General features: G+C 71.7%; 15 protein-coding genes and 1 tRNA gene. 5 read left to right on the forward strand and 11 right to left on the reverse strand.

All coding sequences use genetic code 11. From position 1 onward, the window contains the following. The first annotated feature begins 67 nt into the window (after nucleotides 1-67). Together BSZ37_RS16825 and BSZ37_RS16830 are read left to right on the forward strand one after the other, a co-directional pair. Nucleotides 68-487, forward strand: coding sequence for a hypothetical protein (locus BSZ37_RS16825; RefSeq protein WP_095511667.1), 420 nt, complete (start codon nucleotides 68-70; stop codon nucleotides 485-487). Continuing rightward, nucleotides 484-918, forward strand: coding sequence for a hypothetical protein (locus tag BSZ37_RS16830; RefSeq protein WP_095511668.1), 435 nt, complete (start codon nucleotides 484-486; stop codon nucleotides 916-918). The genes BSZ37_RS16825 and BSZ37_RS16830 overlap by 4 nt, the downstream gene beginning before the upstream one ends. On the opposite strand, the gene thrA is transcribed toward BSZ37_RS16830, so the two are convergent. Next, on the reverse strand, nucleotides 919-3,387 hold the full coding sequence (gene thrA / locus BSZ37_RS16835) for a bifunctional aspartate kinase/homoserine dehydrogenase I (protein ID WP_218830542.1): 2,469 nt from the start codon (nucleotides 3,385-3,387) through the stop codon (nucleotides 919-921). Between the two features lie 145 nt (nucleotides 3,388-3,532). On the opposite strand from thrA, the gene BSZ37_RS16840 reads away from it, so the two are divergent. Together BSZ37_RS16840 and BSZ37_RS16845 are read left to right on the forward strand one after the other, a co-directional pair. Next, nucleotides 3,533-3,605: transfer RNA gene (locus BSZ37_RS16840), tRNA-Ala, on the forward strand. A gap of 163 nt (nucleotides 3,606-3,768) precedes the next feature. Beyond that, a complete protein-coding gene (locus tag BSZ37_RS16845) occupies nucleotides 3,769-5,802 on the forward strand; it encodes an AAA family ATPase (protein ID WP_095511670.1) in 2,034 nt (677 codons plus the stop codon). Between the two features lie 121 nt (nucleotides 5,803-5,923). Here the strand turns inward: BSZ37_RS16845 and BSZ37_RS16850 are convergent, their stop codons facing one another. The 5 genes from BSZ37_RS16850 to BSZ37_RS22180 form a co-directional block, all read right to left on the reverse strand. Further along, nucleotides 5,924-6,133 (reverse strand): hypothetical protein, encoded by a 210-nt coding sequence (locus BSZ37_RS16850; RefSeq protein ID WP_095511671.1) that lies wholly within the window; start codon nucleotides 6,131-6,133, stop codon nucleotides 5,924-5,926. Next, entirely contained in the window at nucleotides 6,130-6,321 is a 192-nt protein-coding gene (locus BSZ37_RS21615; protein WP_143537700.1) for a hypothetical protein, read from the reverse strand. The genes BSZ37_RS16850 and BSZ37_RS21615 overlap by 4 nt, the downstream gene beginning before the upstream one ends. Before the next feature lie 209 nt (nucleotides 6,322-6,530). Then, a complete protein-coding gene (locus tag BSZ37_RS16860) occupies nucleotides 6,531-7,052 on the reverse strand; it encodes a phage terminase small subunit P27 family (protein WP_095511673.1) in 522 nt (173 codons plus the stop codon). A 123-nt stretch (nucleotides 7,053-7,175) separates the two neighbouring features. Then, on the reverse strand, nucleotides 7,176-7,919 hold the full coding sequence (locus BSZ37_RS22175) for an HNH endonuclease (protein WP_179299715.1): 744 nt from the start codon (nucleotides 7,917-7,919) through the stop codon (nucleotides 7,176-7,178). A 184-nt stretch (nucleotides 7,920-8,103) separates the two neighbouring features. Next, a complete protein-coding gene (locus BSZ37_RS22180) occupies nucleotides 8,104-8,256 on the reverse strand; it encodes a hypothetical protein (RefSeq protein ID WP_179299716.1) in 153 nt (50 codons plus the stop codon). Between the two features lie 193 nt (nucleotides 8,257-8,449). On the opposite strand from BSZ37_RS22180, the gene BSZ37_RS16870 reads away from it, so the two are divergent. Continuing rightward, nucleotides 8,450-9,031, forward strand: a complete 582-nt coding sequence (locus BSZ37_RS16870) for a sce7726 family protein (protein WP_095511675.1) — start codon at nucleotides 8,450-8,452, stop codon at nucleotides 9,029-9,031. On the opposite strand, the gene BSZ37_RS16875 is transcribed toward BSZ37_RS16870, so the two are convergent. From BSZ37_RS16875 to BSZ37_RS16895, 5 genes are all read right to left on the reverse strand, one after another. Then, a complete protein-coding gene (locus BSZ37_RS16875) occupies nucleotides 9,018-10,067 on the reverse strand; it encodes a beta family protein (protein ID WP_095511676.1) in 1,050 nt (349 codons plus the stop codon). The genes BSZ37_RS16870 and BSZ37_RS16875 overlap by 14 nt on opposite strands. Nucleotides 10,068-10,150: 83 nt before the next feature. Next, nucleotides 10,151-10,399 (reverse strand): hypothetical protein, encoded by a 249-nt coding sequence (locus BSZ37_RS16880; protein ID WP_095511677.1) that lies wholly within the window; start codon nucleotides 10,397-10,399, stop codon nucleotides 10,151-10,153. A 98-nt stretch (nucleotides 10,400-10,497) separates the two neighbouring features. After that, nucleotides 10,498-11,643, reverse strand: a complete 1,146-nt coding sequence (locus tag BSZ37_RS16885) for a hypothetical protein (RefSeq protein WP_095511678.1) — start codon at nucleotides 11,641-11,643, stop codon at nucleotides 10,498-10,500. Between the two features lie 59 nt (nucleotides 11,644-11,702). Beyond that, a complete protein-coding gene (locus BSZ37_RS16890; protein WP_095511679.1) occupies nucleotides 11,703-11,996 on the reverse strand; it encodes a hypothetical protein in 294 nt (97 codons plus the stop codon). A 68-nt stretch (nucleotides 11,997-12,064) separates the two neighbouring features. After that, nucleotides 12,065-13,048 carry a hypothetical protein gene (locus BSZ37_RS16895; protein WP_095511680.1) on the reverse strand — a complete coding sequence of 328 codons (984 nt, stop codon included), beginning with the start codon at nucleotides 13,046-13,048 and terminating at the stop codon, nucleotides 12,065-12,067. Nucleotides 13,049-13,141: the final 93 nt, after the last annotated feature.

The following is a 13,141-nucleotide window of genomic DNA, read 5'->3' on the forward strand; positions in this document are numbered from 1 at the left end:
GTCCCTCGGAATGGGCTGGACCGACGGGCCGTTTGGGCCGAGGTTTCGAGGGCCCATCCCCTCTCCCATGTCCCGTCTCCTCTCGCTCCTGCTGCTCAGCGTCTTCGTCATCGGGTGCGACTCGAACGACGAGCGCCCACCGCGCGACATCCCGCCGCCCACCGAGTTCACCCTCAGCTACAGCGTCCGCCCGACGCCCGAGCTCGGCGCGCCGACGGTCGACGTCCTCCGGTTCGTCGGGGAGGACGGCGCGGTCGGGGAGCTGCGCAACGTGTCGCTCCCGTGGCAGCTCAACGTCCAGGCGCCGGTCGACGTGGACCGCGTGTACTACTTGGAGGCGGAGCTGACGGTCGGCGGCGACGTGACGGGGATGATCGCGACCCTCACGGTCGATGGCGAGCCGGTCTCGCAGGGCGTCGTGCCGGGCGAGCCGGGCGGGCTCAACCGGACCCGGACGGCCCGCGCCACGTGGCGGTACCGCCCATGAGGCCGCGCTCCTTCCGTCCGTCGGCCCTCGCGCTCTTGCTGGCGCTCGGCCTCGGCGCGTGCGACACGACGGAGGAGCGCCCGCCGCGCGTTGTCCCGGCCGACACGACGTTCATCCTGACGTACCGTGTGGTCCCCACCGCGGAGTACGGCGCCTACGAGGCCGACGCGATCCGCTTCACGGGCGCCGACGGACGCAACGGCGCGCTTGGACCCGTCGACCTCCCGTGGTCCATCAACGTGACGATGTCGCGGAACCGGGACCATATCTACTCGCTGGAGTCGGAGCTGACCGCCTCGGGCGACGTGGCGGGCATGACCGCCCAACTGTTCGTCGACGGCGAGCCGGTGTCGCAAGGAACCGTCGCCGGGCAGTCGGGCGGGCTCCGCGCGACCCGGACGGCCCGAGCCGTCTACCGCTTCCGCCCGTAGCTACCGCATGGCCTCCGCGGCGCGGACCACGTCGGCGAGGACGACGGCGGCCGTGACGTCGGCGCTGGCGCCGGGCCCCTGGAAGAAGATCGGGAAGTCGCCCGTCCGCGCCGTGTGGACGACGACGGCGATCTCGCTCGCGCGGAGCGCCGCGAGGAGCGAGCCGGCCTCGGCGCGGACCCCTTCGACGCCGGCCCGGATCGCGCCGTCGGCCCCGAGACGAGCGACGTACTGGACCTCGCCTTCGCCCGCCTCGGCGAGGCGCCGGCGCCAGCCGGCGTCGGCGTCGGGGAGGCGGCGCCAGAACTCGGCGAGCGGGACCTCGTCGAGGCCGTCGGGCACGAGGCTCTCGAGGGCGACGTCCGCAGCGGACACGTCGAGACCGACCTCGCGGGCGAGGAGCGCCAGCTTGCGAGCCACGTCGCGGCCCGAGAGGTCGTCGCGGACGTCGGGCTCGGTGAGGCCGGCCTCGCGCGCGGCGCCGACGGCCTCCGAGAACGCCGCGCCGTCGCGCATCCGGTTCATCACGAACGACAGCGTCCCCGAGAGGACGCCCTCGATCTCCTGCACCCGGTCGCCCGTCCGCACGAGGTCGCGGAGGCGCCCGACGATGCCGAGGCCGGCGCCGACCGACGCCTCGTAGAGGTACGGGGCCTCGCCGGCTCGCGACGCCGCCTGCGCCTCGCCCCAGCCCTCCGCCGAGCGGCCCGTCGCCTCCTTGTTCGGCGTTACGACGGCGACGCCGGCCCGGAGCCAGCCGGCGTGCCGCGCGGCGACGTCGGGGCTGGCCGTCGCGTCGACCACGACGAGCCGTTCGAGCCGGGCCGACGTGATCCGGTCCGATAGCGCGTCGAGGCCGGCGGGGTCGCCCTCCGCCACGCGGTCGGCGGCCGTCGCGGGGTCGAGGCCGGAGGCGTCCCAGAGGAGGTGCCGGCTGTCGGCGACGCCGGCCAGCACGACGTTGACGCCGGCCCCCAAGAGGCCGGGGATCTGCGCGTCGAGGAGCGCGAGGAGCCGCCGCCCCAGCATGCCCGCGCCGACCACGACGAGGTGCGTCCGGAGCCGGCGCATCGCGAACGCCTCGTGGAGCGCCGAGACGGCCTGGACGGCCTCGGCGTCGGCGACGACGGCCGAGATCACGTGGTCCCCTCCGCCCTGCGCAACGGCGCGGACGTTGACGTGGGCGCGGGCGAGCGTGGCGAAGTAGCGGCCCGCGAGGCCGGCCGCCCCGTGCATCCCCGACCCGACGGCCGCCACGACGGCCCCGCCCGCCTCGGCGCGGACGCCACGGACGTCGCCCCGCTCGATCTCGCGCGCGAGCGCCTTTTCCAGGAGGCGGACCACCGCGTCGGCGTCCGCCTGGCGGACGGCGAGCCCCATGCTCCCCTCGGCCGAGGCCTGCGCCACCAGAGAGACGGGGAGCCCCGCCTCGGCGAGGGGGGCGAAGATCCGCCGCGCGAGGTCCGGCACTTCGAGCGACGACGCGCCGTCGACCCGGACGAGCGCGGCGTCGCGGATCGCGGTGACGGCGCGAATCGCGGGTGGGACGTCGGGGTCGGCCGGGCCGATCTCGGTGCCGGGCGCCTCGGGCCGCAGCGTGTTCTTGATCCGCAGCGGGACGCCCTCGCGCAGGAGCGGGCGCATCGTGCGGGGGTGGAGGACCTTCGCGCCGAAGTGGGCCAGCTCGGCGGCCTCCTGGTAGCTCAGCCGCGGCAGCGAGAACGCGTCCGGCACGACGCGCGGATCGGCCGAGAGGACGCCGTCGACGTCGGTCCAGATGACGCACTCGACGGCGCCCAGCGCGCCGGCCAGGATCGTCGCGGTGTAGTCTGAGCCGGAGCGGCCGAGCGTGGTCGTCACGCCGTCGTCGGTGGAGGCCACGAAGCCGGTCACGACGGCGACCGCGTCCTCCGGAACCTCGTCGAGCGCGGCGCGCGTGAGGCGACCGGTCTCTTTGAAGTCGACGGCGGCCTCACCGAACGCGTCGTCGGTGCGGACGAACCCGGTCGCGTCGAGGGCCACGGCCGCGTGCCCGGCGGCGCGGAAGGCGGCGGCCACGAGCGGGACCGACGCGCGCTCCCCCGCCGAGACGATCGCGTCCTTGAACCGGGCGTCGCACTGGCGCAGGAGGTAGACGCCGTACAGGAGCTCGCCGAGCTCGGTGAACAGGGTGTCCTGCCGCTCGCGGAGCGCCTCCCGCTCGCTTTCGGGCGCCAGCGCGACCAGGGCCGCCTCGTGCCGCTCGCGGACCTCCCGGAGGATCTGCCGGTGCGCGCCCGTCCGCGCCACGGCCGCGTCGATGGCCGCGAGCAGCCGGTCCGTGACGCCCCCGAACGCCGACGACACGACGACGCGCCGGTGCCCGGCGGTGTCCGCGCCGGTCGCCAGTTCGACGACGCGGCGGACGCGGTCGGGCGTGCCGACAGAGGTGCCGCCGAACTTGGCGACGTGGATCGGGAGGTCGGGCACGGGCGGAGCGGCTGGGTCGGCCGAAGCTATGAGCCCTCCGAGCGGGCGGCCGAGGCGGGCGGATCGTCTTCGCGCCCGCTCCATTGACCGGCCGGCGGGCACCCCCCTATCTTGGCCGCCCGTCGCCCACGAAGCGGCGACCTCCGGGGCTATAGCTCAGTTGGTAGAGCGCCTCAATGGCATTGAGGAGGTCAGCGGTTCGAATCCGCTTAGCTCCACCCCGCCGAAACCGGCCCTCCTGCTGTCAGGAGGGCCGGTTTTTCGGTTTCGGCAACCCTATACCTCTGGGCCGGCCTCGGGGCTGTTCGGACACATTTCGGACGAGCCCGCGCGGAACGGCGCGGAAATGTGCGGCCCCTCCCATTCCAGAGCGCCTTGAACATGGCCGACGAGACAGCCCAACCAACGGGCGATGAGGACGCAACCGCCAGAGTCCCCTGGACAATCCGGATCATCGGAGAGCACCTCTCGATCAAGGACTTCGTCTGGGAGGAGGTGCCCCCTTTCGCTGTGCTCACCGGTCCGAACGGGATCGGGAAGAGCCACCTGCTGAGCGCCATCCGAGAAGGCGCATCTGTGATCAGCGAAGGCGTCGACAGCTTGATGAGAGCCGACGAAGCCAGACGGAACGTGGATGTCTACCTAAATCAGCTCAACCGCGCTGAGGCAAACCTCAACGGGTTGCTGGCCCAAGGGGCCCCAGGCCGAGACGTCACGATGGCCAGGAGGACGCGGGACAGCGTGGTGAAGTCCCTTGAGCGCACTCGCGAAGCGATGGTGGTTCGACTCCCGAACCCGCTTCTTCAAGTCGACGGGGTCACGCCTTGGTTCACGGAGGAGTGGTTCGGGTCGGTCGAGGTAGGGCTGAGGCCAGAGGACGTGGTGCTCGTCGCGGACGCGTTCCAGACGATCCGCCAGGCAGAGACGCCGCCGGCCGGGCTCGCGGCGACGGTCCGGCGACTCCTCGAGGACGCCTCCCGCCATAGAGGCAATCGCGACCAACGCCACGCAGCGGAGCGGATGATGCGCGGGCTCGCCGAATCAGGCCTCCGGTTGGCTGGGAGTGATGGGGACCCGTCGGACGACTTTTCTGAGGAGGACCTCTTGAACGCCATCGTGCGAACGCCGGGCCTTCTCACGGACATGAATGACCCCGCGAGAGGGGTCGAGATAGCGTTTCTCCAATACCGCGCCGCGCTCGTCAGACACTTCCTAGCACACGGCACGGACCGTGCAGCGGCTACACGCGCGGTCGGGAGGCCACCGTGGGAGATCATCGACGAAGTGTTGGAGTCCGCCGGCTTCCCATACAAAGTCGTCGCGCCCTCCTCGACGTCCCTCTACGACCCCTACACCCTCACGTTCGAGGCCCCGAACGGCACGGTCACCCCGTCGATGCTTTCCTCCGGCGAGCGGACGCTGTTGGGGATCGTCTGCGCCCTTTTCGCCGGCGGTCACGGAGGGGGCCTCCCCCGTCTTCTTCTCCTCGACGAGCCCGACGCCCACCTCCACCCCTCGATCACCGAGCGAGTCCTACACTCCATCAGGGACCGGATCGTCGGGGAGTACGGGGTCCGAGTCATTCTCACCACGCACTCGCCGTCGACCGTCGCGCTCTCGCCGGACGAGTCGGTCTTCGTGATGAAGAGGTGCCGCGTAGAGAGGCCGGCGGACCGCTGGGCGGCCGTCAGCAAACTCACGACGGGGATCGTCACCGTCGGCCCATCGACGAAGCACGTGTTCACTGAGGACCAAGATGATGTCGAGTTCTACGAGGCGGTCCTCGGCGTGCTGGAGTCCAACGCTGACCTCGACTTCCCTAGTGGTCGGTTGGCCTTCCTCAGGGCGAACAAGGACACGAACCGCCCGGGTGGGGGCGGCCGGGCCAAGGTCATCGAGTGGGTGTCCGACATGGACGCGCCCCACGTCTTTGGGCTTATCGATTACGACGACGGCGACACCCCGGGCCACCCACGCGTCCGTCGCATCGGCCGCTACGCGATCGAGAATTACCTCCTCGACCCACCGATCCTCGCCGCGTTTCTATCTCGGGACCACTCCCCCATCGTCGTCGTCGGTTTCGAGCCGTTTGCGGGAAAAGAAGGGGCGATCGCCGAGGCGACCTCGGCCCAAGTCCAGGCTGTCGTCGACGGCGTCGCCGCCGCCCTGCTCGAGGCCTGGGACGAGGCAGACCGGCCTACGACGACTGAGCGCCGTCGCGTCGACTACGTGACGGGGCAGTCCGTGGAAATGCCCGCCTGGCTCCACACCAAGCGAGGGAAAGACCTCGTCTCGCACGTGAAGGCCACATTTGGGAAGGGGTACCGCCCAGACGCGCTAAGGGCGTTCATCGCATCATTCGGGATGGTCCCCACTGAGCTCGCCGATGTGCTAAGGCAGATCGCCGAGAGCTAGCAACCGCGGGGTAGCGCACTGCTCGGGCTCGCCAAAATGGTGCTCCCAGGCAGGCGCTGTCGGGGAAGACGGCGACACTCGTTGCGGCGCCGGGACCAGCCCCTGGCGTGCGAGCCCTCCTCTACGCCCTCCCAAGGCGGGCACCCTTCGTGATCCTCCTCACGACGACGATGGGCCGCCGGTCCGCGAGGAGCTCGAGCGAGACGTCGCGGGCCGTCCCCGTGGCCATGTCGACGGCGCCCGACAGCAGCGCGCGCGCGATGTCGTCGCCGAGCGCGACCGCGACGGCCTCGGCGAGGTCCTCGACGGGCAGAGAACCTGGCGCGCTCACGGGGCCGTGGAGGCGAGGTCGGCACGGACGGCGCCGTCGAGCGACCACTCCTCGGCTTGCTCGATGAGGTCCGGGACCATCGCCCGCGCCTGCTCGGTGAGGAGCCCCCCCCTGTCGCCGGCCTCGTGCGCACGGCGGAGGAGGCTACGGACGGAGCTCCACTGGGTGCACAGGAGGCAGAAGCTCATCATCGTCGCCGAGTCGAGGTCCCCCCGTTCGGCCGCTGCCGGCGCGTGTGTCCGCCATAGCCGCTCGGCATCCTCGTCGAGCGGCAGGTGGCGAGGCGGCGAGGCGAGGTCGAACGGCCGCGGTTCCGCCTCCCCCCTCGCCGTGGTCTCCAGGCGGTCCCCAGCCAGACGGCGGCGTCTCTTGCTACCCATGGCAACTGCGGTCGTGCTCAAGTTCCCGAAGCGTCCCGAGTTCGGGCGCCGGGGCCCAGCCGGGCGAACGCGTTCGGCTCCGACTGGCCGCTGTCGGCCTCCGCGCCATCGAGGCCAAGCCGCTTCCGGCCGGCCGTCGTGATCCCGAACCCGTCGGCCAGCCGGACGAACGCCTGCTCCTCCTTCTGCTTCGCGGCGATCAGCGGGTGCGGCTTGACCGACCCCGTGCCCATCTGGACCGTCGGGCCGTCCTCGGCGATCTGTCCTTCCCACGCCCGGATCGTCGACCACGTCGCGCACATCCTCTCGAAGAGCGGCTGGTTGATCGCGTCGAGGGTTCCGAGCTCGACGCAGAGCGGGGCGTTCCTCCGCCAGAACCGCTTGGCCTCGGCGTCGAGCCACCGAGGCGGGGTGACCTGGGCCGGTGGGCCGCCGGCAACCTTCTCGGAGCGGCCGTGCCGGTCGCCGCGGAACGTCCCCTGGAGCTTGTGGAGCGTCGCGCGCTTCCGGTTATGGCCTCCGGAGCCTATGCCTCCCATGGAATCGGTTCGGGTGTGGGATCGCTACAAAAAACGGCCGACGGTTTGCCGCCCGTAGATAAAATTGACCGCCCCCTCGGTCCCCGCACCTGTGGGCCCTAGAGATTTGATACGCCCCTCCCCTCACGCCGTGGCCGCTCGGAGGAGCTCGGGCATGGACTTGGCCGTCCGGTCCCGGTTGCAGGCGCGGCACTCGCACCGCACGTTCGCCCTGGTGTGCGCGCCGCTGAGGGCGAGGGGGACGACATGGGCCACCTCGGGCGCTCGGTCGACCGTCGTACCGCGGAGCTCGGCCGGCGTCGGCTCCCCGCAGACCTGACACCGCCAGCCGTCGCGACGGAGGACCTCGAGCGGATCGAACGCCTCGCGGCCGTTCGAGCGGAGGCGCACGCGGCGGGCCGCCTTCGTCGCCCGGTTGGAGTGGCGGCGGGCGCACCGGTCGGAGCAGAAGACGCGTCGCTTCGTCCCGTAGGCCGGGACGAACGGTCGCTGGCACTCGCGGCAGGCGCGCTCGTCCGGGTCGTGGAGTGCCTCGGTCCGCTCTCTCTCGCGCCGGCGGTCGGCAGAGGCCCGGCAGTCGTCGGAGCAGTAGACCGCTCCCCGGCGGCGGACGAACGGCCGACCGCACTCGGCACACGGGCCGAGCCTGCGGGCGTGGTCGTTCCGCGCCCGGACCATCGCCCTCCGCTTTGCCTTCCAGGCCTGCCAGTCGCGGACGCACTCGCGGGCGCAGAACGACGTGCAATCGGCGCGGCGCCGGCGGAACGCCCGCTCGCACCAGCCGCACGTGAGCCCGGGGGGCTCCACCTCGGCGAGGTAGCAGGACCGGGAGCAGAACCGCTGGCGGCGCTTCGTCGACGTGAACAAGCCGCCGCACCGCTCGCACCGGTGGCCGTGACCTCGGTCTGCGCTCCGGCACGCGGGGCCGCAGTACTTCCGCCGCGGCCGGGCCGGGCCGCCGCAGCGCGCGCATCTGGTCCCCACCGTCACGGTGTGGACGAGCTGTGGGGAGAGGCGGGGCTCACGAGGTCGTAGGAACTGCTCCCCGTCATCAGAACGTGCCGTCGGAGACGCCGTCGGCGTAGCGCGATGCGTAGAAGAGCGACGCCGACCGGGCCGCGTGGTCGAACATCTGGAGGTCTCCCTCGACGACGCGGAACCCGTCGCCGCTGTAGACCTTCGCGTGCGGGGGGATCGGGGCCACGGGGGGGACGGCAGTTGAGGCAACGTAGTGCGGGCGGGTGCCATCCCAGGGCCTTCGGGGCCGCCGTCCCGCGACATCTCGGCCACTTTGCGGAAGGACGCGGGACCTCGCGTTCCCTCGCAGTCGGATTTCTCATGGGCCGGTCCTGGCCAGCGTCGCGTCGGGCCCTCGCCGGTCGGCCTATCTTCGATCCGTGAGCCTCGCCGACCCCCCCATCCGCGCCGCGCTGGTTCGGGACGTCGTCCCAGGGCTGATCGACGGCGACCCCGACGGGTTCTGGTTCCACGAGATGGGGCTGTGCGAGCACCGGGCGCGCGTCGACCTGGCCGTCTTCAACGGCCACATCCACGGGATCGAGATCAAGAGCGACCGGGACACCTTCGCCCGCCTCGACCAGCAGGCCGAGGTGTACAACGCGGTCCTCGACCTCATCACCGTGGTCGTAGGCGAGGCCCACGAGGTGACGGTCGAGAGCCACGTCGACGAGTGGTGGGGGATCAGCGTCGCGCGCGAGGGCGCTTCCGGCGTGCTGATCGACCGGATCCGACCGCCCGAGCAGAACCCCCAGCGTGACGCGGAGATGATCGCGCACTTGCTGTGGAGGGACGAGGCGGTCGAGCTGCTCGACCGGCTGGGGTGCGCCCGCGGAGTCCGGTCGAAACCGAGGTACTTCGTCTGCAAGCGGCTGTCCGAGGCGCTGCCGATCGAGGACCTCTCCCGCGAGGTCCGCCAGACGATCAAGGCACGCGGGGACTGGAGGGCTACGCCGAGCTGAGCTGCTCCTGCACCAGCCGCGCATGGTGGCTGAAGGCGACCTGGATCCACTCGGTCGCGTTGCCGGTCGTGTCGTTCTCGGTCCACTCGGGGTTCGCGTACTCCCAAATCCTGAGGTCCCCCGGCGAGAACTCCTTCCCCCTGTAGTCCGGGAGCGCGACGACGTCGGCCGCGATCTTGCGGATCCGGCCGTACGTCTCCGGGCTCCCCTTCTGCTTCGACTCCTTCCCCACGTACCAGCTTTCCCCCGTCGTGTAGACCAGTTTCGGGGCGACGCGGGGGTTCTTCATCTCGGGGATCTCGCGGCCGGTCACGCCGTAGTCGCCGAACGTGGGCAGGCGAGGGAGGCTCCCCCGAACGGCGTTGTAGAGGATCCAGTCCGCCCGCGGGAAGCGCCCGCGCTGTCCGGAGTCGAGCGAGAGCGGCTGGGGGTAGGCGCCACCGAGGAGGACGAACGAGCGGGCCTCGTCGAGCAGGGGGATGTCCGAGACGAGGGAGCGCACGGCCCGGGCCTCCCGGCGGAGCTCGTCCGGGGACACCGTCCCGAGGTCCAGGATGATGTCGAGGCGATGGGAGCCCCCGGCGCGCTCGGCGGTCGCGCGCACGAGTCGGTCGACGGCCCCGTCGAAGTCCTCGTCTCTCAGCCGGACGGCCGCGCCGTCCGACCCGACATCGGCAAACAAGTCGCCCTCCGGCGGGACGGAGGACGAGAACACGACGGTGGGCAGGAGGTCCTCCGGGAGGTGGGACACGAGGGCCCGCGCCGACTCGGCGTCCAGCGTGTCCGTTACCAGTCGGCCGTCGAGGAAGTAGCCGTTGAGGCGTCCGGCGACGGGCCCGATCCGCTCGCCCACCTTCCCGAAGTACTCGACGCGGTCCGCCGCCCTCTCCCCCCGGTCGCCGGGCGGGGGGAGCTCGATGATCGGGACGACGTGCGAGGCCTGGCCGTCTTCGGCGAGGCCGGCGAGAGCGGAGAGCTCGCCCGTCTTCCCTTTGATGGCCGGGGCGTAGTCGGAGGCAGTGAGCGGTGTGAACATGAGCCGGGGTTGAGGTGGACTGCCCGTAGACCCCGAGGAGAGGGATTTCTAACCCCGTCCGCCTCGGTGTGTCTGCGAACACATCACCCGCCGGCCCCCTGGCGGACGACGTAGGCCCACGCCATCACCGCCAGCGTGAGTCCTACGCCCGTGGCCACGCCCCAGGCGAAGCCCGTCCGGGCGCCGGCCATCTCCCACTCGCGCCACCGGTCGGGGTGGACGATCACGCGGAGGAGGTCAGCCGACCTTGGCAGGCCGTCGGCCTCCATCTCGTCGGCGATCCGGTCGAGGTCGTCGCGGGCGCGGTCGTCGAGTCCAGTCGGTCGGTCCATGCGGCCGTAGACCCGCCGCGGGCGGCGACGTAACCCCGGGCCGACGGCCGGTGTGTCCGCGGACACGTCACAGCGAGCACGTACAACCCCGATGGGCTCTAAGCGGCACCTGGAGGGGGCTTCCTGCCAAGCCAATACTTGAGAAGAGACTCTCGGGCGATCCGCTCGAAGGTGGCGAGCAGGATTGGCACCTCGGAGAGCTCCCACGACGCGCCCAGTGCACCTGTCACGAACGGGGTCTCTGCTACGGTAGACCCCAACCGCCTCGGCGGGACACACATCGGGTAAGGGAACGGGTGCCCGTCGTGGAGGGCCCGTGACCTGAGGTCATAGACGCGACTGTAGACGGCGCTGAGCGACTTTCGGCTCCAGTCGAGCCGGGTGAATCCGCCTTGGACTTCATGTCCGTCGGTCGGTGCACGCGGGCCGAACTCCAAGAGGAACTTGACGAACCTGGTCGTGGCCCCAGTCAGCTTGGCCAGCGAGGGGGCGAGGTCCTTCAGCAGGACCTCTCCACCGGCCTCCCGGACGGCCAAGACGAGCTCGCTCCCGGAGTTTCGAACGGCTTCGTACGGGTCGCCTGACTCCGTCCGCCAGTGGACGGCGGCGGTTTCAACGGCGGACACGAGGAGGAGCCAGGAAAGCTCCGGAGTAGAGTCCGCTACCCACACAGCGTCCTGATAGAGCCTAGCGCACCGGGCGAGCTTGATCGAGTCGCTGGCGCTGAGCGCAGCCAGTCGAGAGAGCAGCCGGGTATCGAGCTTGGCGCGATCGAGCAGCGTGGGGATGACCGGCCCCGTCGGGGACAACAACAGGTTCGGCTCAGGCCGGAGAGAAGAGCCGTATGTGAACGGGTTCCCCCGCGGGTCCTCTTCATTCTCGAACCTCCTAGTCATCGAGCCCGCCTTCAACCGGACGCCGAGCTCGAGCGACGTCAGGGCGGCTATCTCTTCTGCGACCCCGCCACCGTGGTAGTGGTCGTTCCCTTCCGGCTTCGGGAGGTCGGTCATGTACCGAGGCCCGGGATAATCGACGCGGAGGAAAACGGCGGGGACCGCAGGGTTCTTCTCTCCGCGCGCCGGGTTCAGTAGAGCGAATGGGCCTTGCGAGGCCACCCCGATGACGTGGGCGTCCGAGTAGAACGGGTACTCGTGAGCGATCTCGCTGGAAACGCCATCCAGGGAGGCGCGCAGGACCCGGTACGCAGGAGAACCTTCTGCGGGCGATTCGGCTGCGGTGTCCATGTGGCGAAGGGGAAGGCGGACTCGAACCTAAGGGAGCGTGGAGCCCCGTTTTGGATACTTCACGGTGCTCGCGCGCAGCTCTGACAGGTCGTGCGGTAGACCGGGACGGCGGCGCCGACGTGGAGTTCATCGAACGCCTCCAGCGGGAGGACCTCCCTGCACCCGCTGCACCGCTGCTCCCCGGCCGCCTCGGTGGCCACGCGGCGGAAGTAGCTCCGGGCGACGCGGGCGCACCGGGCCGAGCAGCACAGGGCGCTGTGGGCCCGGTACGTCGGCTCGACCACGCGGCCGCAGTTCGCGCACGGGGCGTTCTCGGGCGGCGTCCCATCGAGGCGGGCGCACTCGCTCGGCACGCGGGCACGGGCCGAGCCACCGACCCCAGCGCCAGTCGGCCAGGGGCGGTCGGTCGTCGGGGCGCCTCTCACTTCTCCTCCAGCTGGCGCCAGTTGGCCGGCGCTGAGGGCCAAGCGACCGGGACGGCGGCGTCGCCCAGCGAGAGGGCGAGCCCGAACCCCTCGACTGACCGAAGTAGGAGGTCGGCCGCCTCCAACACGTCGAGGAACGGGCGGCGCCAGAGGGCAAGGCGGACCGCCTCGGCGCCGGCCTCTACCAGGGCGGGCAGGACCGGCCGGACTCGGGGCGCGACACGGTTGCCCGTGAGGGCGTCCCACTCCAGGCAGGGGACTCGCGCGCGGGCCGGGAGGACGAAGTACCGGCCCGTCAGGTGGCACCGGTACAGGGCCTCGCCGGCGCCGACGTGGCGGACGACCGAGGCGGGGACGTCGCGGCCGTCGGCCGAAAGCGCGCCGTCGGGCTCGCGGAGCGCGACGCGCGGCGACGTCGAGCGCGACCAGGGCGCCCCGGCCACGTCGAGGAGCCGGAACCCCGCGGCCGAGTCGTAGAGCCCCCGAACGACGTCGAGCGCGCCGGGCACGGCCGGGTCGGGGCGGAGCGAGCCGCCGCCCGGGAGCGCGATCGGGGCGGGGTCGGCGCCGTCGGCAGGCCGGGCGAACGCCGCGGCGACGGAGGGCGGGAGCGGCCGGCGGAGCGCGGCGCGGGTGGCCTCGACGTCGGCGAGGTCCTCCAGCCGCCCCACGGGCTCGGCGCCGGCGAGGTCGCGGCCGAGGAGGACGGGGACGCCGCGGAGCGCTGCGCACGGGGAGACGTCGACGCCGTGGGGGCCGACGCGAGAGCGGACGAGCTCGGCGAGGGCGTCGGCGGCCTCCGGCCCCTCCAGCTCGGCGACGGCCGCGCGGACGGCCTCGACGACGGCGTCCGCCTCGGGCGACGACGGCGGAGAAGAAAAATCGTCGGCCGGGGTTACGTCCGCGGCGGTCGCGGAGTCTAGGGTCGCGTCCGGGCGGTCCGTGGTGGGGTCGTCGGACGATTGCTTGCGAGTTGCCATGCTGGGCAGGGGTACGACCGAAGCCCGGCCCGCGGCGATCCCGCGAGTAGTTTTGCGCGCCGGGCTTCGGTCTGGTGTGGCGGTCCGTCCCCT

The sequence above is a fragment of the Rubrivirga marina genome (assembly GCF_002283365.1).
GTDB classification, from domain to species: domain Bacteria; phylum Bacteroidota; class Rhodothermia; order Rhodothermales; family Rubricoccaceae; genus Rubrivirga; species Rubrivirga marina.